Below are 22,205 nucleotides of genomic sequence, written 5' to 3'. Positions count from 1 at the left end.
TATTGCTTTGGCACCTTCCTCACTTTAAAGTGATTATCATCAAATTAAAAATAGGAGGAAATATAATGACAGAATATAAAAGTTTGTATATTAATAAAACTTGAAATGAAATAACAATATCATTTGATTGAGTTAATTGTCAACATTTTAATTGTCGTATTTTCCATCATAAAAATAATTATGATTTACAGTGTTTATACTTTGCAAAAATGTACTTAAATTTATTTAAAAATAAATGATATGTTATTAATTCATATATGCGACATTACAAAATTAATGATATTTTAGATTTGTCATTAGATGGTTGAAAAATATTACAAATTGATAAAAAAATAAATCAAATAATTTAGAAGATTTATATGAAAAAGAAAATTTGTCTTAAACAAAGATATTGAGATTATTTTTTTAAATGTAATAAATAAAACAAATTAAATAAATTAATGCTTATAATTTATCCATTGTAACTTGATGATATTACTTATGAACATTGAGCATTAAACACTAAAAATAATTAGGATGAATAAGAAAATGTCATATTGTATCAGTAATTACTTAAATGAAAAATGAATTAATAATAACGCATTAAAAATTACAAATAAAGATATTATTTATGCGTAAATTGATAGTGAATATGATTTAGGTTGATAATTAAATTTATATCTTAAATTTGGTAATGAAGAACAACATGTAGATAATGTTTCGTTTCCAACATATTTTGACTTAAATTTAAAATTATATTAAATTGATAAGGTTAAAATTTTAATAACTGACTATTTATAAGATGAAGAAGTAGATTATGAGATGATAAATTATTAATAATATATGAAAAGATGAAGATGGTAAAATTTATAGCGAAGAAGACTTATTTAATATAGTATTAGAAAAATGTTATTCAGAAGAAAGCGCATATTAATATATTGATAATTTAATTATGGATATGGAATTTGAGGAAATTTAATTATGGTAGATTTAAAGTTAAATAATCAAATTAAAAATATTACTTATCCATTTTATTTAAAAGGTAATTATTTTAAAGAATTAATTTTAAAAGCATTACCAATTAAAGAATGATTTGATAATAACGGACAATAATTATCTGAATTTATTTATCGTCATTTTAATCATTATGCATTAAATGGTTATAGAGATGTCAATTTAAAGATGTAAAAAAAAAAAAAAAAAAAAAGTTCTATTAGTAAAGTTGATTATATTTTTAAAAACCATTAGCATTAATTGAAAATTTTAAAGATAAATTAAATAAAATTAGAACTAATATTATTAATTTAGAAAATTATATTAATAATTGCTAAATTATACTTGTAAGTGCAAGTAAATAAAATTGCAAAAAATTTCATATAAAAATTTCATGATGCTAAGTTTATTTTAGAAAAATTAAAGCAAGGAGTTTTTTATATGGGATATAAACATCTTGGCATAGATGAAAGAATTTATATTGAGAATCAATTGAAATTTAAATTAAAAATTAGTGAAATAGCTAAAAATCTTAATCGAAGTATTAGTACTATTATTCGAGAAGTTAATAGAAATAAAGATAATAATCATTATTTTTCATTAATTGCACAAAATAAAGCAGAAAATAGAAAACAATCACATGTTTATTTTCATAAGTTTAAAAATAGAGAATTAGTAAAATATGTACAACAAAAATTATTATTAGGTTGATCGCCTGAACAAATTTATGGAAGAATTAAAAATTTTCATAAAGAATTAATTATTAGTTTTAAAACAATTTACAATTGAATTTATTCTGGATTACTTGAAAAGGTTACTAATAAAAATTTAAGAAGAAAAGGTAAGAAACGAAAATCTCAAGAAAATCGCGGTAAATTTAATGGTAAATCAATTAAAGAACGAAATGTTAATGTTAATAATCGCATAACTGTTGGCCATTGAGAGGGTGATACTATAGTATCATCGCGAGGTAAAAGTAAATCATGTTTAATAACTTTAGTTGAAAGAACATCAAGATTTACTTTAGCAATGTTAGTTGAAAATAGAACTACTAAAGTTATTAACGAAAACATTAGCCATTATTTATCAATTATTCCAAATAATCTTGTTAAAACTATAACATTTGATAGAGGTAAAGAATTTGCTAATTGACAACAACTTGAAAAAAATTTAAATGTGAAAATTTATTTTGCTAATGCATATTCACCCTGACAAAGAGGTACTAATGAAAATACTAATGGGTTAATTAGAGAAAAATTTCCTAAAAAATTTAATTTTTCAAATACCACGAAAAATGCAGTTCATAAATTTATATTGTCTTTAAACCATAAACCAAGAAAAATACTAAATTATCTTTCACCAATCGAATATTTGGTTAGAAAAATAATTTAGTTGCACTTAACTTTACAATTAGGCATATTTATTTAATAATTATAACATTATATTAATATCATAAATGTTTTCACCATCAATTAATTTTCAATAAACATTGCTATTTTCATCTTTTAATTTTATAACAAAAAGTATCTTGTTATTTGATCATAATTGAGTTAACTGGTTGATTTTTAAAATCATCCATCGTTAAGATATTAATTTCTTCACCTTTATATTTTTGTACTATTTTTAAACTATTTTGTCATTTAACAATCGTACTTTCCGTATTATCAAATATTCGTGAATAAATACCGTAATTACTTGGTTTTAACATTATTAGGTTTTCAACTTGTTTTATTATCGGGGATATACGAACTATAAACATTAAAAGAAAATACCATTTCAATGTCCATTATTTTTTATGTTTTCTCTTATATTTATTAAAGTATCGTGGCCTGTCTTCTTAATTATTCTATAATCCCTGGATTAATTCTACTCATTTTTTAATTATCCTTAATTTCTGTTCTACCTTGTAAAGCATTTTGATTATTACCAATTTCATCATATTACATTAATTTATTATTATGTTCGATCTCTTTGGCTTGCATTTTATCTTGTTATGCCTCTATTTTTTCAAAATATTTTGTTGCTTCTAATTCATCGATGTTGTCATATTCAATTATGGCTCTTATTGGTTCCATTGTACCATTATCTAATCTAGCAGTAATTAATTAATTTTGTCACATTTGGTTAACTAAACTAGCACTAATAAATCAAAACCATAAGGACGTTCGCCTGTGCCATCTCATAAACCATAATATTTTAAAACAGTATCAAACATTTTAGTATAATATTGCTTACGGTATGCTTGTAAATAGGCTTGTTTTTCTAAGTCTTTTGTTTTTAAGTTAATAATGATTGGGTTTTATTTTGATCACCATCTGATTTATCGTCAAATGGACTAGAAAAATGACATGCTAAATATATTTTGCTCAATAATGGATTTTTGGTATTAGGTATATGTTTATAATTTTGGTGTATATTGTTACTACTTATAAATATTGTGATGATGTCTCATCTGATGCCATTTGACTTGATTTAATAAAAATATCATCAAAAATATTTTGATATACTTTTTTATTTCCCATATTATAGGTAGCAAGTAAACTATCATCTAATTGACCATATCAATGCGTGTATTATATGCTCATTTTTCTTTCGATTTAATATTAAAACTATCTTCTAAATCAAATTGTAATTTATAAAAATTTGCCATAGTAGATCAAGGGTTTAATGTAGTTGAAGTTAATAAAAATAAAGGATTAGGTTCATTTATTTTTTCTCAGAAAGGTACTATACCTAATTTATTTTTAAATTATCGAACCAAAACAAGTTTAACATCATCTTTGATTTGTGTTTTATTTTGTCCAACAACTACCTCGTTATTTTTTGGTCAACATTTAATAACTATTTTATCTTTGGTACAAATTAAATTTAAAATAAAGTCACTATCTGATTTATGATAATTTAATCAAATATCAGCACCTTGTTCAATTTCATTTATTTTACTTACGCGTGATATGAAGTTAAAATGGTTGATTCATAAATCAATATTTCCATCACTATTTTCTAATAAACCAAAAATAGTTTTATCCATTAAACTTGCTGTTAATTCATTTTTATCTAATTTTTTTATTTTATAAGTTTCATATCATCAATTTAATTTTTCTAAAATGTCTTTACGATGGAAACTTAAATAAAATATCTTTACCATTTATTAATCGCGTTTGATGGCTAGCAATAATATTTGCTAAATTAATTGTTCAATCATAATTATAAAATTTTAAAACACTATTAATATCATTTAAGTTTTATAAAATAAGGAAAGTATTATTCATGGTTATTTTTCTTCTTTAATTTTAAGATAAGTGCATAATTAATAATATTTACTGTTAATAAATTTGGCTCATTTGATAAAACTTGTACACATACTTTAATTTTTTGATATTTTTTAATATATTTGTTATATAAATTTAATTTACATATTGCGATATTATCTTTTTTTAATTATTGACAAAGTCTTTTTTAACTTGTCCGCAAACAGATATATATGGTCTTTTGCATTTATTACACGCTCATCATGTATTTACATGAATATCTTTTTTAATTAAGTTATTTAATCCCTTTGTTGTTATAATTTATAATCTGCTGAACTATTATGTTTAACCATTGATATTAATTCAAAATGTAAAGTATAAAAATCACTATTAAATATATCACCATATAAGTCTAGCATTTTTTCTTCTCTGGCATTTGGTTTATTTTATCATTTAATTAATTCATATTGTGTTTTATTTACAGAACATTTTTCTCATAATCATTTTAATTGGTTTGTATTTATCAACATTGTAAATGTTTCAATACGATGTCTTATTTTAAATTTTTGTTTTTGTACTGGTTTAAATGTCATATATTGCCCAAAAGAGTAATTATATTTCTTTTGATTTAAACTTTATAATGTTGAATAAGCACTATCATCAACATTTATTGATATTCCTTGTTGTATTAATTTAAAGTATTGATTTAATTGATTGTTATAAAATTCTAAAATATCTTTTACTTGTTATAATTCAATTTTAAATTGCTGTGTAGCATTTGACTGCATATATTCTGCTACTTTATAAGCTTTTTTATCAAATGAATTATATAATCAAAAAATTGCTGATGTTGTATATTTTTTTTTGGATTATTAGCATTAGCAATATCAACACCACCCAATAATTTCGTTGGTTGAACAATATCGGTTACTTGCATAATATAAATATGTCTTGCAAAGATTGATCAACTAGTGTTTGTCTCTGGCAATTCTCAACTCCACACTTTTGTTCTTTCAATATCCAATTGTTACAATCTTAATCGATCATTAACTTTATCTTATGGTAATTAATAATTAAGTTTTCAACTAGAATAATGAATAATAATTTTCATATTTTATTTTTTAATATATTTAATTTTTTCATATTTACTATAAATTATTTCTTCATTAAAAGATAATAATTCATTACAATAACCAACAATATATCGTTTTAAACTTTCAGGATTACATGTATTAATTGTTATTTTATTTTTATAACCACTAATAACAAAATCTAAATCACTTAAATCTTTTTTTGAAATTGGTCACATTCTTTTCTTCAATCAATAACTAATTTATATTTATTCAAATCAACAAATGCTTTTAATTTTTATTTTCGACTTGGTGAATGCAAATTTTTACAATATATTTTGCTATCATTTGATAAAGTAAAAGTAAAATTTGATAAATTAATACTATAAGGTATATTATTTTCATCCAACATATTTCATATATTTTGAAATATACTATCTTTTAAAGATCTACTCTAATACACACTAGCAATTATACAAATTGGTTCTTTAATTAATAAATTAATTTTTAATAATTCAACCAAACATTTTAATATTTGATATAGTCTAACCACTACGTTGTGTACCAATTTGATTAATTTAATTAACTAATTCATATTTCTTGGTAAATGCGATATTTATTGCCAATACTACTATTTTGTAATAACCAATAAAGAGTTTCTAACAAATAAGTAAAATTATTAAGCATTATTATCACTTTCTTTTTTAATATCTCTGATATTCGTTTGTAAATTAATAATTATTGGCTATTGATTATTTAAGTTTAATTCTTGTTCCGATTGTTTTTATTGCAGTGAATACTTATGATTAAATGCGACGCTATTAATATAACCTAGTATCTTCTGAAGTTTAACCATCCGTTTAATAAGTTCACTTTCTATTTTATCAACTTGTTTTTCAAATAAAAGAAATTATATTCTAACTCGCGTAAATATCATATCTTAACTTGCGAGAAAGGTTGAATTTATTGGTTAAATCATTCAAAGTATATAAATAAAAAAAAATATTATATAAGTAATTTATCACGTCAAAACTGCTCTATTTTACGCTCAAATGTTCGTAAACTTGCTGTTTTTGAATTAAATTATTTCATTTTTACTCCTTTTTGCATATTAAAGTTACTTATTATTTAATAAGTATGATTTAATATGATTAAATAAAAGGGTAAATAGAAATATATAAAATAACCATAGCGGTTTTTTTATATTAATTACATTTTACATCAAAATAAAAAAAGTAAATTACTTTACTTTTTTTCAGTTAAATTAATTTGCTAATAATTAACAATTAAATTGTAACATAATAAATAAAAATTACTATCTTTTTTTGTATTTTTATTATTTTTTATAATAAAGTCCTAAAATATGGAAAAAGGGTAAAAAATGATAAATATTGATGAAAACTTTTTTAACAACTCTAATATCTTATTAGATAAACAAAGTATCGATTTGATTAAACAAAATTTAAAAAATTATAATAAATTAATTTTTAAAAATTATAAGAATGATAAAAGTTTAAAATAATATAAAGTAAAAAACAAAATTGAAATAACAGTAATAATTTTAAAAGGAGAAATAACTTTAAAAGAAGAAGATATTTTAAAATTAATCCAGAAATAGGTAAAGAAGAATATGTTTTTCTTTTAGATTTAATTGTTGGAATTGAAAAATGAAAAAGAGTAACTAATGATGTTAAAGAAAAAATATTATCATTTATTACTGAGAAAAAATATATAAGGATATTTTATATACTATGGAACATTTAAAAATTAGTTTAATGACAATATCTAATATTATGAAAAATTTTAAAAAATACAAAAATATATTGACAACAAAATTAAAAGTAATATAATCTAATTAAGTAAATGGTATATTATTTCACGATTTATAAGGTATTAATTTAAAACCACAAAATAATTTATGCGACCATTGATTTTCTAGTTAAATTAATATCAGTACTAGATTTATCTAAATTATTAATAATTTCAAAATTAAAAATTATTCTTTGATTACTCAAATTTAGATTATCATAGTTTGGATTTCCACCTTGCTTAACTATAATATTTTCCTGCACAATAATATTAATATACTTTAATAAAAAAGAACGAACATTTTGATACTCGTTATCATTCCCAAAAATGGGATTTGTCATTAGTATCTATTTTTGGCGTTTCAGGTTCGTTTTTACTACATTTCAACAATAATATGATTTAAAAAGATATCATATAATATCCCATTAACAACATGATAAGGAAATCTACTATTATCTCAAATTGATTTATTTGAAAAATTAAATTTTATAATATAAAAATTATCATTTTGTTTTTTTACAATTACAATATATCATTTATCATTATAAGTTAATGATTGAGATATTTTTAAAGTAGGATTAATAAAATAATTTGTCTTCGACTAATTTTCAAAAAACTACTGCGTAAAAACATTGTATTAAGAAAATCAGTTTAACTTATTCCTATTTTTTTTGTTGATTAACAGTATAAGTTTGTTGATCTAACAGTTTTAATGCTGTTAAAGTAATAAAAGGAATAATTAAACCCAAAAAACCTAAAATTACTACTGAAAATAAAGAATAATGACTTACACATTATTCTTTACCACCTTATTTTTTTATTTTCTTTTATTAATTTGATAATTTGATTAAACAAATAACCATAAAAATAATGAATTATTAAAATATATCATAATATATCAAATCATAAAACATAAATTATATAACCATTTATACCAGCATATTTCTCTTTTAATTCATCAATAGTTGAAACTGTATCTAATATAAATACAAAGGTTAATGAAAAACTTGTAATAAGATACAAAATTAAATCAATCCAAGAAATAAATAAACTATTTTTTTTCCTTTAATTTTTATTATCCATAATTTCAACTACTAACTATACAATGTTTTTGAAACAATAAACCCAACTATATATAAATTTGATATTGTTAACATTAAATGATGACTAAATAAAATTGCCATTTTACAAATAAAAAAAGTAAAAAAGTATCTTAGTTATATAAATCCATAATAATATTTTTTGCTGATGTTAATTGATTAATAATCACAGTAATAAAATCAGTACAAAAAATAGTCATCGCTGCAACTAATAAAACTAATCTAATAATTATTTATTCACTCTCCGATATCTTTGTTCTCTTGTTTTTTTGCTTGTTTTGTTAAACTCGATAATTGTTATTTATTACAATTAATTTTAAACTGTTTATGTTTTTTAATGTGTTTTTGTATACCTTGTTTAGTGTTTGAAACCCCATGAGCATTCTCAGAATAAATATTTGATAAATCATTTTGTACTGTTTAACCTAATTAATTGTATTGAGTTCTTGTTCCATGAATTGCATAAATAGATAACTTAACAATCATAAAAAAGATAATAAAATAAGCAATTGTCATATTTGTCATTGGTAATTTTATATTTCAAATTACATCAAAAATAAACAAAAAACACCAAAAATAAAACTAAAAATTTTATATCAATTACTACTTTTTGATAATAAATTAATCATTTTTACCACTTCCTTTTTTCTTTTTTAAGTTTTAAATTCTTTTTCAAAATATCAATATCAAGCAAATCTAAACGATCTTTAACGCTTAATTTAGTAATTTCTGAACAGTAATATTATTTATAATTAACTATTTCATCATTTTTTAAATCACGAACAAACTTTAATTATTAACTATCATATTTTTTAACAAATTTTAATGGAATAATTATTTTTAAAAACCTAATTCCTAATCAAATATCTGATTTGTGTTTTGCTCTTTTGCCTTCTGCTGTTCGTTATTATGATTTTGTTTTTCAAATTTCATAATATGTAATATATTGAAAAATACCAATTCGCATAACAAAACTACGATTAAAAATATTACCTAATTTTGACTTAACAGGTTTTTTAATGAAATAGGAATAATAATACCACTTGTTAAATGACTAATATTATTTCACATCATGTCCTCACGATGAACAGTAAAAATTGCACTGTTTTTAAAATGTCTTGCTAAAATAATTCATACACTTTTACCACCATGAACTTTTTTAACTTTGTTAGGACTAGTTACGTCAATATATAAAAAACTTTCATCAAATAATATTAAACTATCATCGGGTGGTACCAGTTTAGTTCTATCAGTAAAATCTAAATTATTAAAAGTTAAAAAGTTTTATTGCATTATCTTCAATTGGATAATTACTATAAATTCTTTTTGTTAAAAGTTTCATAACTTGTGATAAATAAGTTAAAAATAAAGTTTTTCCCGTTCATAATTTACCAATAATTACCGATAATGGATTATCTCAAACAAAATTAACTAACTGAAAAGCATTTAACTAATAAAATATGTTTTTTCCATACTCATCACACAAAATAAACATATTGCAAAGCAAATAATAATCAAAATACTAAATCACTATAATTTAATTAAATTATCCAAATTTAATAAATCAATTAAACTAAAAAAAATCATTTAACCACTAATATAACAATAATTTTTTAAGAAAAATATAAGATTTTTTTATTACTTAAAATACTTAACTATTTTAAAAATCATTCACAGTAAAAACCAATTTAAAAAAAATTACAATTTAAACATCAACCATTATAGTTAAATATTCATTTTGTGTTAAATTTAAAGCTGTAATATTTTCAACATTCGTTTTATTTATAAACAAAAAAATGAATAAAAAAACTCTTTTAATTTTTCTCAATCATTTTGCATATTTAAAAACTTCACATTTTTTTAATAAGTTTAAAAAATATTCCAAAAAATAAAACTATAAATAATATAAATGATAAAATATATAAAAATTCAGGAGCATTTGAACCAATAATATAACTAACAAATTTAACTAAACAATCATATAAGCTCATTAAATTTAAACTTTCTAAGTCATTAATTAATTGTTGTACTTTTTAATAACTTAAATTTGTTAAATTATTATTGCTATTTATCTTTACTTTTTTAGGTTTATTTGAAAATAATGTTTTATGCATACGATTAAAATAATTTTGTTTATATTTATTATACAAATTAATTAATTATGTTCCAGTTAAAAAAATTCAAGTATGTTGTTTAAAATTTTCATCATATCTTACAATATAATAAGAATTATCATAAATTAAACCAATCGCTACTTGTCCGAATGTTTTTCACTAGGATAAATAAATTTATTACTCAATCAAAAACCAATATGATGATTATGATTGGGTAAATTTATAAAATTTGCTTTTTCTGTTTCAAAAACCATCAACTTTTTACAAATAAAATAATTTTCTACATTTTTATTTTTCTTAACAAAATTACTCAATTTTATCAACTCCTTAATAAACATTGTTAAATATATAAAATAGTAAAAATTTGCACAACGAAAAATATTATTAAGTTTAAAGTAATAGTTATATAAAATAAATTAATAAAATATAAATAAATTAGTGTGCCTTAGTTTTTTACCACTAAAATCCTTTAACCATAACACGGAAAAATTTAATATCTTAACAACAACAAAAATACCAAATGGAATTAAAATAATTCACGCATCACCAAAAGGTTATTAATTGTGGTAGTATAGTATAAACAGCATCTTTAACTTTCATCATAGATTGTCTTAATATACACTTCAATGGAATCCATTCCACCTGAAATATTAGGATTATCTGCATCTAGAAAATTAACCGTTGTTGTTAAATACATACTTAACATTATTTCTTATCCTCTTTTTTTTTTTTATTTGCTTTAATTTGGCGAATTTTTTGATAAATTGATAAACCAATTCATGCAAAAATTCCTAACAAAATCAAAATACTAAATATTCATGTTAATCATACTGGTGTGATATAATTCCTTTCAATAAATTAAAAAATTTAAATTTGCAAATTTGCTCTGCTCGGTGTCGTTTTTCTCCTTTTAAAAAAACATTATTGAATAAATTATCCCGCGTAAATTTATTAACGGATAATTTATTATTTCCTTTTTAATTTCAATATCTTTTGCAATCTTATTGACAGTATTAATAATATTATCTTTATCATACTTTTTCAATAACGACCGGAAAATAAAATATTGCTTTGTTTGCATAATTTCAACTACTTATTCAAAATATTAATAAAATTTATTTATAAAACTGTAAATACCACAAAAGCACAAAATGTGTGTGGGGAATTTTTTACAAAAATATATGAAAATGGCTTTACCCCATCAGAAACAGTTGTATTAGGTTCAGCTGATTTTATTCGTGGCATTCCGCATGATAAATTACAACTACAACTTTGAACAAATGACCAAATAAATAGTGTAATCAGAACAAGTGGGGCAATGAAAACTATTGAAAGAACAACATATTATATGGTTCCAACTATATGGTTCATAAAAAAAATACTAATTATTAATAAAGATGGTTCAGAAAGAATAATTAATCTATTACCATAATGTGTTAATACAATTGCCTTTAAATTTAGTAAAAAATATGACCCTCTTATTTTACACAAAAAAAGACCATCTTTATATTAATAATTGGTGCTACGGAATTAGGGACTGGAATGGTAATACTTTGATTATGGAAAGAGTTTTTTTATATTTGGGTGGAGCAGTAGTTGAACCCAAGGGAATTATTAAACATATAGTTGCTAAAATTGATACTAAGAAAGAATAAATCAGTAAGGCGTCCTGTGCGATTAACCAGCAAAAAACAATTATTGTAAGATTGTTTTTTTATCTTTATATTAAAAACATAATAAATTTATTTGCATTATTGATCGGATAGTATCTTTAAATTTATAATTTTTATCATAAAAACAGATTTTTTACCGTTTTCCCTACACAAAATAAACGATATTTTCATAAATCCTTTTAATAAAAGTATTATCTGATGAATAATGCAACAAGATATAAATTTGCCGTTTATACATATACAGCATCATATTTTAAATGTCCACTTTTATTGACAAGTTCATTTTTCTACAAAATTAAAAAAAATATTCCTTTAAATACAGATAAAAAGGAATATAATAGCTTTCTAAGTAAAGTTATAATTGCTGTTTAACATGTTTTTTGCTAGATAAAAAAGATTTAAAATACTAGTTTATTGTTATCGCAATAAGATTAGAAGATTTGGATTACGATTTAACTTAATTTTAGGAATATATAATTTTGAATTAAGCTAGTTATAGTTATGTACCAAGTATAATATATATTTTATTAATAATTTACTCCCCTGCTTTTTTATTAACCACAAATTCCATTGGAAATTTATAAGCTCCATGGTTTGTTCTAATATAAATAATATTTTTTATATTATTTATGTAAAAACCATTTGCATCTCCTAATTTTTTTGTTTCTTTTATTAAGGTTGGTATAATTTCGCCACTTTTTAAAAAGTAAACACCATTATTGGTTCCAAAATAAACAATATTTTTATATATAAATATAAAATTAATATATTCATTATCAATTATTTTAAGTGCTTTTATTTCGCCACTTTTTAAAAAGTAAACACCATTATTGGTTCCAAAATATATATTATTATTTTCATCAACTGCATTAAGACCGTCTTGTCTTCTTTCTAAGACATTAACAATATTATCAATTTTTGTCGGAGTGTATGAACCAGCAGATAATTTATAAACATTATTATTTTCAGCAACAAAATAAATGTTATATTTTTTATCAATTAATATTGAAACATTATTTTGATTAATACTAGCAATTTTTGTTGCTAGTGTTTCACCTTTTTTTAAAATATACATACTACGATTTCTATCCACAAAATAAGCATTATCTTTTTCATCATTTATTATTACGTTGTCCATAGTTGTTATATTAATATTACTAATATTCCCATTTTCTATCTCTTTAATTTTTGTTGCTGTTGTTTCCCCTACCTTTAAAGTATAAAGACCATTCTTATCGGTTTTAAAATAAATGTTGTTTTTTTTACATTCAATTTCTATTGTATATGCAGAATCATTTTCTATCCCTTTAATTTTTGTTGCTGTTGTTTCCCCTTCTTTTAAAATATATACACCATTTTGTGTTCCAAAATAAACACTATTATTTTTATCAATTTTAATAGAATAAACAGCATAATTTATGTTATTAATTTTTATTGGTGTATCTGAACCTTGTTTTAAAACAAACACACTATCATTTGCCTCAAAATAAACATTTTTATTTTTATCAATTTCTATTGTATTAGCATAAATATTTTCTATCCCTTTAATTTTTTTTGCTATTGTTTCTCCTTCTTTTAAAACATAAATATTATTATCTGATATAAAATAAATGTCATTGTTTTGTTCGTTATGTTTAATTTTTTTTATATTATCATTTATATTTTTTATATTTTCTACTTTATATGAATATTTTTCTTGTTGTGGTTTATTACAAGCATTTAAACTTGTTGTGCTTGCTGTGCTTAAACTTATTGATCCTAAAATAATTAATAATTTTTTCATTTTTGTTTCCTCTTTTAATTTTATTATTTTTAGTTCCATTTATAAGATTTATCTTTTTCGGTTCATTGTAAAAAATGATAAATACTTAAATTAGTAACTTGTTTACAAACATCAATAAAATTATTTAAAATTTTAATATTTTTATGTATATTTTATTTTATTCCCTTTTTTATTATTGTAATTTTTTTTTACAAGTTGGATAAGTTCCAATAAGTTGGACCATATTTATGTGGACTTTTAAATAAAATATAATTACGCGTCTTTTCATGTACGATGAACCGGAAAAATTTATTGTGAGATTGTTTTTTTTATTTTTCATAAAGTGTTGTATTTGGTTTACAATATACAATTTAAATTAAAATATTTTAAAAATAAGTTTTTTCTATATCCTATCAAGGAAAACCTCCTTGCCCCGGCCAATTTTGGTGCTGTTTTTTAAATTGCTTTTTCCGTAATTTACGACTAGTAGTCATATTAGGCGGTAAGGTAATATTTAGTTTTTGCAATAAGAAATTAAATGAAAATTCAACTTCACTAATTTTTACAATTTTAATACGTTTTTTTAAGGCGTACTGCGTTACATAATATAAATGTAATGGCGAATTTAAAACAAAATTTAATGAATTATTTGAACTATCATACCAGTTTTGAACACGGTTGGCATTAAAAAATCGAATCATTTCTTGGGGATTATTTGTAACAATATAATAACTATTTTTAATATTAAAAGTATCTAATTGCCCTGTATAAATTTGTGTTCCACTCATTACCATCGTAAATTCATCAATATAGTCTTTAATTTCATCTAATAAGTGAGAAGAAAAAAAGACTGTTTTACCATATAATGTTAACTTTTTTAAATAAAAAATAATTTTTTTTCGATTATTAATATCTAATCCGGCTTCTGGTTCATCTAAAATTAAAATTTCTGGATCATGAATAATTCCTTGAATAATCATAACCCTTTTTTTCATTCCCGATGAAAAGGAATTAACATCCTTATCACGGTGTTCTCAAATTTCTAATGATTTCATTAAGTATTCAATACGGTCGCGAAGATATTTTCCGCGTAAACCATTGGTTTTTCCTAAATACTTTAAAAAATTATAAGAACTAATATTTTCGGGAAAAGTAACAAACTCTGGTACATATCCAATCATTTTTTTCATACTAATTTTTGTTGATTTTTTACCAAAAACTATAATTTCCCCTTTAAAACCCTTTAAACCACCAATTAAAGATTTAATAAAAACCGTTTTTCCACTTCCTGACGACCCTAAAATAGCATGTAATTTCCCTGGGCCAACATTAAAATTAAAAGGACCAATAATACTATTTTTAAATTTTTTACTAAAATTACACGCAGCAATGGCAACATCACTAAGCACTAATACATTATTATTCATCTTTTAATATCTCCTTTGTCATCATATCATTTAAGTAATATTTTTTCGGCGTAAAATTAGGTAAGAATTAATTAAAAATAAACCAGATATCCCTAAATAAATATATAATAATAAATTAATATTTAATAATGGTGGTGGATAAAGATTAACTTTTTTATCTGTTATGTCCAACAATATTGAGAAATCTTGATAGCTCATTAAATAATTGTTTTGAACAGTAAAATCAATATTGCTTCGTTCAATTGGAGTAAATCAAAACGGAACATAAGATAATAAACTTGTTCAAATTTGATTTCAATGTTCAATAATATTCAATTTAGAAATTAAACTATAAGTTTTCATTAAATCATTATATTTTTGTCAGGCGTTATTTGTTTTTAATGGTATTAATTCAAGTAATTTATAATCCATTATTTTTTTTACAATATCAAGTTCAATTTCCCGTAAAACATAAAGCGTTTTAACGACAAAATCATTTTCATTATCAAAATCAAGATCATCTGAATTTTTAATTCCAAAATAAATAAAAATTCATTTTTGAAAATCATCACCATTATTATAAATTGATTCAATTGGTAAAACACCCATTCGATCAAATTCTGCTTTAAAGACCGATACCGGATTAAATGAATTTGATTCTGATAATTTTCGGTCAACAGTTACTATCTTTGGATCATTATTTTTTGATGATAGATTATAATATGATTTATCTAAATTAAAATAAAATAAAGAAGTCCCATTAAAAGAATTTATTCTAAAATATGAAAATCATGTTATTTTTTTGCCAATGACATTAATAAAATCAAGTAGTTCTTTATGAATATTATTATGTGGGTCTAATTCGCTTGGTGCTTTAAAAAAGTAGTCAGTTGCAAAATGAACTTTCATTTTAAAATTTTGTGTTCCAACACTGCTAATAATTTGACTGACAGTACTATCTTTTCCACCATAATTATATTTTGTTGTTGAATCCCACTTTTGAAGACCATCAATTTCATATTCACTTTCTTTTGTTTTAATTAAATCAAGTGATTTATAAAACTCTAAACGTTGAATTCTTAACGTCGAATCATCTGTAATATTTTGATAATCAGCATTATCAAAAACTTTTTTTAAAACATCATAGTCATATTGACTATAAAAATTTCACATTTCATTAGTTAATTTATCATATTTAATTAATTTTTGTTCTAATTTTCTTTTAAAATTAATCGTATCTTTAATAATTTTAACGGGATAATTTTGCTTAACAATTGATTCGTTATCAAATGATAAATCGATGTTATTCGTTAAACTCACAATTAATGAATATGGTACCCCACCAACTAAAAACAAACTACAGAAAATAACAACAATTAATAAAACAATTTGTGAATTTAAAAAAGTTATCGCAAATAAAATACCATTTGAAGCAAAAAAAGATAATATTAAAGAATAAATAAATAACTTTAATAATAAATTTTGATAAACTTGGAAATATTCGGTGTCATGTTGTTTAAATAAACTTCCAATATAACCAGCACAGAAAGCGAACAAGACAATTACTACTAAAAAAAGAATGATTAAAACTCAAATCGAAATTAATTTTAATAAAAATAAAGCAAAACGGGAATATGGCTTTGAAATTAATAATAAATAAGTTCCATCTTCAAACTCTCGTCCAAAAATTTTAATAATTACTAACAAAACAAACAATAATAATAAAATGTTATTAAAAATAAATACAGCATACTGAAAATTTTTTAAAAATTCATTAACATCTTTTGAAGATAAAAAAAGAGTAACCGTAATTGCTCCAAATAAAACAATCGACAGTAAAAGTAACGCTCAGACTGACATTGAACGACGAATTTTAAAAATCGAAAAAGATATTATTGACCATCATGAATTTGATTTTCCCTTTTTTAACATTTTGTTTCCCATCTATTTTCCTTAAATTATTTATTTATATCTACTAAATTAATATAAGTATATTTTATCATTTTTTAATTTGTTTTACTAATATAATTAATTAATAATTAAATAAATTATTCTTCAGTAATATACAACATAACAGCAATAATTTTTTTATTATTTTTATTCTTTTATCTTTAATTGTGTTCATCCTCACCAATATTGTTTTGATTATTCTATTTATTATTTTTATTTCCAACAAATGCCTTATTAATTAAATTATAATATGTCGTTCGCCGATATATTTCATAGCCAATTGCCTCAACACCACTTGTCAACAATAAAACACCAATAATTTCCATAATCCAAATTCAATATTTAATTTTTGGTTTAACATTACTAATTTGAATAAGCTCATCATTTGAAATTGGAATCGCCAATGATGAAACTGTCATACTCTTATTCAGGGTTGGTTTATTATTTTTAATTAACATGTTTGAATTTATTTCTTCCTTCAAATTATCTTGTTGATTATTATCTCTTTGTGTTCCAAAGACAACTTCTTCAATGATCTCTTTTATAAAAAATTACTCCTCATGCATATACTTCAACAAAATTATCATTACATTTAACAAAGGCAATAACTTTTGAGGTAATTCGGTAATTTGATTTTTTCAATAATAATTAAAGAAATTTATGGTTATAAAATGATAACTTTATGAAATGGCGTTGTGTAGATACAAACGGCCAAATTTATATATTGTTAAATTATTCACCAAATAACACCTTTATTGAAAGGATTTATGAAAATATTGTTTATTTTGTGTAGGGAAAACATAGTTTAATCTGTTTTATGATAAAAGTTCTAAATTTAAAGATAATATCCGATCAATAATGCAAATAAATTTATGTTTTTTAATATAAAAATAAAAAAAAATAATTTTATAATAATTGTTTTTTGCTGGTTAATCGCACAGGACGCCTTACTGATTTATTCTTTCTTAGTATCAATTTTAGCAACAATATGTTTAATAATTCCTTTTGGCTCAACTACTGCTCCGCCCAAATATAAAAACTCTTTCCATAATCAAAGTATTACCATTCCAGTCCCTAATGCCGTAGCACCAATTATTAATAAAGATGGTCTTTTTTTGTGTAAAATAAGAGGGTCATATTTTTTACTAAATTTAAAGGCAATTGTATTAACACATTATGGTAATAGATTAATTATTCTTTCTGAACCATCTTTATTAATAATTGGTATTTTTTTTATGAACCATATAGTTGGAACCATATAATATGTTGTTCTTTCAATAGTTTTCATTGCCCCACTTGTTCTGATTACACTATTTATTTGGTCATTTGTTCAAAGTTGTAGTTGTAATTTATCATGCGGAATGCCACGAATAAAATCAGCTGAACCTAATACAACTGTTTCTGATGGGGTAAAGCCATTTTCATATATTTTTGTAAAAAATCCCCCACACACACATTTTGTGCTTTTGTGGTATTTACAGTTTTATAAATAAATTTTATTAATATTTTGAATAAGTAGTTGAAATTATGCAAACAAAGCAATATTTTATTTTCCGGTCGTTATTGAAAAAGTATGATAAAGATAATATTATTAATACTGTCAATAAGATTGCAAAAGATATTGAAATTAAAAAGGAAATAATAAATTATCCGTTAATAAATTTACGCGGGATAATTTATTCAATAATGTTTTTTTAAAAGGAGAAAAACGACAACGAGCAGAGCAAATTTGCAAATTTAAATTTTTTAATTTATTGAAAGGAATTATATCACACCAGTATGATTAACATGAATATTTAGTATTTTGATTTTGTTAGGAATTTTTGCATGAATTGGTTTATCAATTTATCAAAAAATTCGCCAAATTAAAGCAAATAAAAAAAATTAAATAAAGAGGATAAGAAATAATGTTAAGTATGTATTTAACAACAACGGTTAATTTTCTAGATGCAGATAATCCTAATATTTCAGGTGGAATGGATTCCATTGAAGTGTATATTAAGACAATCTATGATGAAAGTTAAAGATGCTGTTTATACTGTACTACCACAATTAATAACCTTTTTGGTGATGTGTGAATTATTTTAATTCCATTTGGTATTTTTGTTGTTGTTAAGATATTAAATTTTTCCGTGTTATGGTTAAAGGATTTTAGTGGTAAAAAACTAAGGCACACTAATTTATTTATATTTTATTAATTTATTTTATATAACTATTACTTTAAACTTAATAATATTTTTCGTTGTGCAAATTTTTACTATTTTATATATTTAACAATGTTTATTAAGGAGTTGATAAAATTGAGTAATTTTGTTAAGAAAAATAAAAATGTAGAAAATTATTTTATTTGTAAAGAGTTGATGGTTTTTGAAACAGAAAAAGCAAATTTTATAAATTTACCCAATCATAATCATCATATTGGTTTTTGATTGAGTAATAAATTTATTTATCCTAGTGAAAAACATTCGGACAAGTAGCGATTGGTTTAATTTATGATAATTCTTATTATATTGTAAGATATGATGAAAATTTTAAACAACATACTTGAATTTTTTTAACTGGAACATAATTAATTAATTTGTATAATAAATATAAACAAAATTATTTTAATCGTATGCATAAAACATTATTTTCAAATAAACCTAAAAAAGTAAAGATAAATAGCAATAATAATTTAACAAATTTAAGTTATTAAAAAGTACAACAATTAATTAATGACTTAGAAAGTTTAAATTTAATGAGCTTATATGATTGTTTAGTTAAATTTGTTAGTTATATTATTGGTTCAAATGCTCCTGAATTTTTATATATTTTATCATTTATATTATTTATAGTTTTATTTTTTGGAATATTTTTTAAACTTATTAAAAAAATGTGAAGTTTTTAAATATGCAAAATGATTGAGAAAAATTAAAAGAGTTTTTTTATTCATTTTTTTGTTTATAAATAAAACGAATGTTGAAAATATTACAGCTTTAAATTTAACACAAAATGAATATTTAACTATAATGGTTGATGTTTAAATTGTAATTTTTTTTAAATTGGTTTTTACTGTGAATGATTTTTAAAATAGTTAAGTATTTTAAGTAATAAAAAAATCTTATATTTTTCTTAAAAAATTATTGTTATATTAGTGGTTAAATGATTTTTTTTAGTTTAATTGATTTATTAAATTTGGATAATTTAATTAAATTATAGTGGTTTAGTATTTTGATTATTATTTGCTTTGCAATGTGTTTATTTTGTGTGATGAGTATGGAAAAACATATTTTATCAGTTAAATGCTTTTCAGTTAGTTAATTTTGTTTGAGATAATCCATTATCGGTAATTATTGGTAAATTATGAACGGGAAAAACTTTATTTTTAACTTATTTATAATAAACCATGAAATTATTAACAGATAAAATTTATAGTAATTATCTGTTATAAAATGATAAAGTTAAAATTTTAACGTTTAAAAATTTATATTTTACTGATCAAACAAAACCAGTTCCCATATGATGGTTAGTATTATTTTATTTAATGAAAGTTATTTATATATTGATGGAACTAGCCCCAACGATTAGAAAAAAATCATAGTGGTAATATACCGTGAGTTGTTTTAGCAAGACATTTTGGTAATAGTGCTTTGTTTACTGCTCAGCGTGATGATATGATTTGAAATAATATACGACAATTAGCAAGTGGTATTATTATTTCAATTTCATTGAAAAAACCGATTGCTAAAAAAGGATTGAATTTTTTTAATCGTTTCTTTATTATGCGAATTGGTATTTTCCAAGATATTACGGATTATGAAATTTGAAAAACAAAATCAGTAGAAAAAACAACAGAAGGTAAATGAGCAAAACACAAATCAGATATTTGATTAGGAATTAGGTTTTTAAAAATAATTATTCCATTAAAATTTGTTAAAAAATATGATAGTTAATAATTAAAGTTTGTTCTTGATTTAAAAAATTATGAAATAGTTAATTATAAATAATATTACTGTTCAGAAATTACTAAATTAAGCGTTAAAGATCGTTTAGATTTGCTTGATATTGATATTTTGAAAAAGAATTTAAAACTTAAAAAAGAAAAAAGGAAGTGGTAAAAATGATTAATTTATTATCAAAAAGTAGTAATTGATATAAAATTTTTAGTTTTATTTTTGGTGTTTTTTGTTTATTTTTGATGTAATTTGAAATATAAAATTACCAATGACAAATATGACAATTGCTTATTTTATTATCTTTTTTATGATTGTTAAGTTATCTATTTATGCAATTCATGGAACAAGAACTCAATACAATTAATTAGGTTAAACAGTACAAAGTGATTTATCAAATATTTATTATGAGAATGCTCATGGGGTTTAAAACACTAAACAAGGTATACAAAAACACATTAAAAAACATAAACAGTTTAAAATTAATTGTAATAAATAACAATTATCGAGTTTAACAAAACAAGCAAAAAAAACAAGAGAACAAAGATATCGGAGAGTGAATAAATAATTATTAGATTAGTTTTATTAGTTGCAGCGATGACTATTTTTTGTACTGATTTTATTACTGTGATTATTAATCAATTAACATCAGCAAAAAATATTATTATGGATTTATATAACTAAGATACTTTTTTACTTTTTTTATTTGTAAAATGGCAATTTTATTTAGTCATCATTTAATGTTAACAATATCAAATTTATATATAGTTGGGTTTATTGTTTCAAAAACATTGTATAGTTAGTAGTTGAAATTATGGATAATAAAAATTAAAGGAAAAAAAATAGTTTATTTATTTTTTGGATTGATTTAATTTTGTATCTTATTACAAGTTTTTCATTAACCTTTGTATTTATATTAGATACAGTTTCAACTATTGATGAATTAAAAGAGAAATATGCTGGTATAAATGGTTATATAATTTATGTTTTATGATTTGATATATTATGATATATTTTAATAATTCATTATTTTTATGGTTATTTGTTTAATCAAATTATCAAATTAATAAAAGAAAATAAAAAAATAAGGTGGTAAAGAATAATGTGTAAGTCATTATTCTTTATTTTCAGTAGTAATTTTAGGTTTTTTGGGTTTAATTATTCCT

General features: G+C 21.6%; 22 protein-coding genes and 5 pseudogenes. 12 read left to right on the top strand and 15 right to left on the bottom strand.

Annotation, left to right across the window (positions count from 1 at the left end; all coding sequences use genetic code 4):
- Positions 1-65: 65 nt before the first annotated feature.
- The 3 genes from ACE38S_RS04465 (at position 66) to ACE38S_RS04455 (ending at position 2,364) form a co-directional block, all read left to right on the top strand.
- Positions 66-350 carry a hypothetical protein gene (locus ACE38S_RS04465; protein ID WP_374696568.1) on the top strand — a complete coding sequence of 95 codons (285 nt, stop codon included), beginning with the start codon at positions 66-68 and terminating at the stop codon, positions 348-350.
- A 610-nt stretch (positions 351-960) separates the two neighbouring features.
- Complete coding sequence (locus tag ACE38S_RS04460; RefSeq protein ID WP_374696567.1) at positions 961-1,092, top strand: hypothetical protein; 132 nt, start codon at positions 961-963, stop codon at positions 1,090-1,092.
- Positions 1,093-1,413: 321 nt separating this feature from the next.
- The gene (locus tag ACE38S_RS04455; RefSeq protein ID WP_374696566.1) at positions 1,414-2,364 is read left to right on the top strand and encodes an IS30 family transposase; all 951 of its coding nucleotides are present in this window, start codon (positions 1,414-1,416) and stop codon (positions 2,362-2,364) included.
- Positions 2,365-2,503: 139 nt separating this feature from the next.
- Here the strand turns inward: ACE38S_RS04455 and ACE38S_RS04450 are convergent, their stop codons facing one another.
- The 10 genes and pseudogenes from ACE38S_RS04450 to ACE38S_RS04405 all read right to left on the bottom strand — a co-directional run bounded on the left by ACE38S_RS04450 (position 2,504) and on the right by ACE38S_RS04405 (position 11,397).
- Positions 2,504-2,680 carry a hypothetical protein gene (locus tag ACE38S_RS04450; RefSeq protein ID WP_374696565.1) on the bottom strand — a complete coding sequence of 59 codons (177 nt, stop codon included), beginning with the start codon at positions 2,678-2,680 and terminating at the stop codon, positions 2,504-2,506.
- 1,041 nt (positions 2,681-3,721) lie between these two features.
- Complete coding sequence (locus tag ACE38S_RS04445; RefSeq protein WP_374696544.1) at positions 3,722-4,120, bottom strand: hypothetical protein; 399 nt, start codon at positions 4,118-4,120, stop codon at positions 3,722-3,724.
- 549 nt (positions 4,121-4,669) lie between these two features.
- Complete coding sequence (locus tag ACE38S_RS04440) at positions 4,670-4,816, bottom strand: hypothetical protein (RefSeq protein ID WP_374696564.1); 147 nt, start codon at positions 4,814-4,816, stop codon at positions 4,670-4,672.
- Positions 4,817-5,019: 203 nt separating this feature from the next.
- On the bottom strand, positions 5,020-5,247 hold the full coding sequence (locus tag ACE38S_RS04435; protein ID WP_374696563.1) for a hypothetical protein: 228 nt from the start codon (positions 5,245-5,247) through the stop codon (positions 5,020-5,022).
- 90 nt (positions 5,248-5,337) lie between these two features.
- Entirely contained in the window at positions 5,338-5,532 is a 195-nt protein-coding gene (locus tag ACE38S_RS04430; protein WP_374696550.1) for a hypothetical protein, read from the bottom strand.
- A 1,677-nt stretch (positions 5,533-7,209) separates the two neighbouring features.
- Positions 7,210-7,443 carry a spiroplasma phage ORF1-like family protein gene (locus ACE38S_RS04425; RefSeq protein ID WP_374696562.1) on the bottom strand — a complete coding sequence of 78 codons (234 nt, stop codon included), beginning with the start codon at positions 7,441-7,443 and terminating at the stop codon, positions 7,210-7,212.
- A gap of 988 nt (positions 7,444-8,431) precedes the next feature.
- Positions 8,432-8,831, bottom strand: a pseudogene (locus ACE38S_RS04420) (hypothetical protein).
- 1,076 nt (positions 8,832-9,907) lie between these two features.
- Entirely contained in the window at positions 9,908-9,994 is an 87-nt protein-coding gene (locus ACE38S_RS04415) for a DUF2649 family protein (protein WP_374697137.1), read from the bottom strand.
- 241 nt (positions 9,995-10,235) lie between these two features.
- Positions 10,236-10,630: pseudogene (locus ACE38S_RS04410) on the bottom strand (DUF3627 domain-containing protein).
- A 596-nt stretch (positions 10,631-11,226) separates the two neighbouring features.
- The gene (locus tag ACE38S_RS04405; protein ID WP_374697180.1) at positions 11,227-11,397 is read right to left on the bottom strand and encodes a hypothetical protein; all 171 of its coding nucleotides are present in this window, start codon (positions 11,395-11,397) and stop codon (positions 11,227-11,229) included.
- Between the two features lie 72 nt (positions 11,398-11,469).
- On the opposite strand from ACE38S_RS04405, the gene ACE38S_RS04400 reads away from it, so the two are divergent.
- From ACE38S_RS04400 to ACE38S_RS04390, 3 genes and pseudogenes are all read left to right on the top strand, one after another.
- Complete coding sequence (locus tag ACE38S_RS04400) at positions 11,470-11,748, top strand: hypothetical protein (protein ID WP_374696561.1); 279 nt, start codon at positions 11,470-11,472, stop codon at positions 11,746-11,748.
- 13 nt (positions 11,749-11,761) lie between these two features.
- On the top strand, positions 11,762-11,971 hold the full coding sequence (locus ACE38S_RS04395; protein ID WP_374696560.1) for a hypothetical protein: 210 nt from the start codon (positions 11,762-11,764) through the stop codon (positions 11,969-11,971).
- A 409-nt stretch (positions 11,972-12,380) separates the two neighbouring features.
- A pseudogene (locus tag ACE38S_RS04390) lies at positions 12,381-12,482 on the top strand (IS5/IS1182 family transposase); the annotation flags it as partial.
- 42 nt (positions 12,483-12,524) lie between these two features.
- Here the strand turns inward: ACE38S_RS04390 and ACE38S_RS04385 are convergent.
- From ACE38S_RS04385 to ACE38S_RS04365, 5 genes are all read right to left on the bottom strand, one after another.
- A complete protein-coding gene (locus tag ACE38S_RS04385) occupies positions 12,525-13,772 on the bottom strand; it encodes a hypothetical protein (RefSeq protein ID WP_374696559.1) in 1,248 nt (415 codons plus the stop codon).
- A gap of 389 nt (positions 13,773-14,161) precedes the next feature.
- Positions 14,162-15,178, bottom strand: coding sequence for an ABC transporter ATP-binding protein (locus tag ACE38S_RS04380; RefSeq protein WP_374696558.1), 1,017 nt, complete (start codon positions 15,176-15,178; stop codon positions 14,162-14,164).
- A gap of 30 nt (positions 15,179-15,208) precedes the next feature.
- Positions 15,209-17,101, bottom strand: coding sequence for an ABC transporter permease (locus tag ACE38S_RS04375; RefSeq protein ID WP_374696557.1), 1,893 nt, complete (start codon positions 17,099-17,101; stop codon positions 15,209-15,211).
- Between the two features lie 206 nt (positions 17,102-17,307).
- Positions 17,308-17,565 (bottom strand): hypothetical protein, encoded by a 258-nt coding sequence (locus ACE38S_RS04370; protein ID WP_374696556.1) that lies wholly within the window; start codon positions 17,563-17,565, stop codon positions 17,308-17,310.
- 716 nt (positions 17,566-18,281) lie between these two features.
- Positions 18,282-18,560 (bottom strand): hypothetical protein, encoded by a 279-nt coding sequence (locus ACE38S_RS04365; RefSeq protein WP_374696555.1) that lies wholly within the window; start codon positions 18,558-18,560, stop codon positions 18,282-18,284.
- A gap of 74 nt (positions 18,561-18,634) precedes the next feature.
- Between ACE38S_RS04365 and ACE38S_RS04360 the strand changes: the two genes are divergently transcribed.
- The 6 genes and pseudogenes from ACE38S_RS04360 (at position 18,635) to ACE38S_RS04335 (ending at position 21,607) form a co-directional block, all read left to right on the top strand.
- Positions 18,635-18,805 (top strand): hypothetical protein, encoded by a 171-nt coding sequence (locus ACE38S_RS04360; RefSeq protein ID WP_374697180.1) that lies wholly within the window; start codon positions 18,635-18,637, stop codon positions 18,803-18,805.
- 602 nt (positions 18,806-19,407) lie between these two features.
- Positions 19,408-19,802: pseudogene (locus tag ACE38S_RS04355) on the top strand (DUF3627 domain-containing protein).
- Between the two features lie 148 nt (positions 19,803-19,950).
- Positions 19,951-20,130 (top strand): DUF2649 family protein, encoded by a 180-nt coding sequence (locus ACE38S_RS04350; RefSeq protein WP_374696554.1) that lies wholly within the window; start codon positions 19,951-19,953, stop codon positions 20,128-20,130.
- 221 nt (positions 20,131-20,351) lie between these two features.
- On the top strand, positions 20,352-20,486 hold the full coding sequence (locus tag ACE38S_RS04345; RefSeq protein ID WP_374696553.1) for a hypothetical protein: 135 nt from the start codon (positions 20,352-20,354) through the stop codon (positions 20,484-20,486).
- A 250-nt stretch (positions 20,487-20,736) separates the two neighbouring features.
- Positions 20,737-21,039, top strand: a complete 303-nt coding sequence (locus ACE38S_RS04340) for a hypothetical protein (protein ID WP_374696552.1) — start codon at positions 20,737-20,739, stop codon at positions 21,037-21,039.
- A 167-nt stretch (positions 21,040-21,206) separates the two neighbouring features.
- A pseudogene (locus ACE38S_RS04335) lies at positions 21,207-21,607 on the top strand (hypothetical protein).
- Positions 21,608-22,205: the final 598 nt, after the last annotated feature.

Source organism: Spiroplasma endosymbiont of Polydrusus formosus, assembly GCF_964263245.1.
In the GTDB taxonomy this organism is placed as follows: domain Bacteria; phylum Bacillota_I; class Bacilli_A; order Mycoplasmatales; family Mycoplasmataceae; genus Spiroplasma.
Note: the sequence above shows the minus strand (reverse complement) of the source record. Positions and strands in the feature narration are given on the sequence as shown.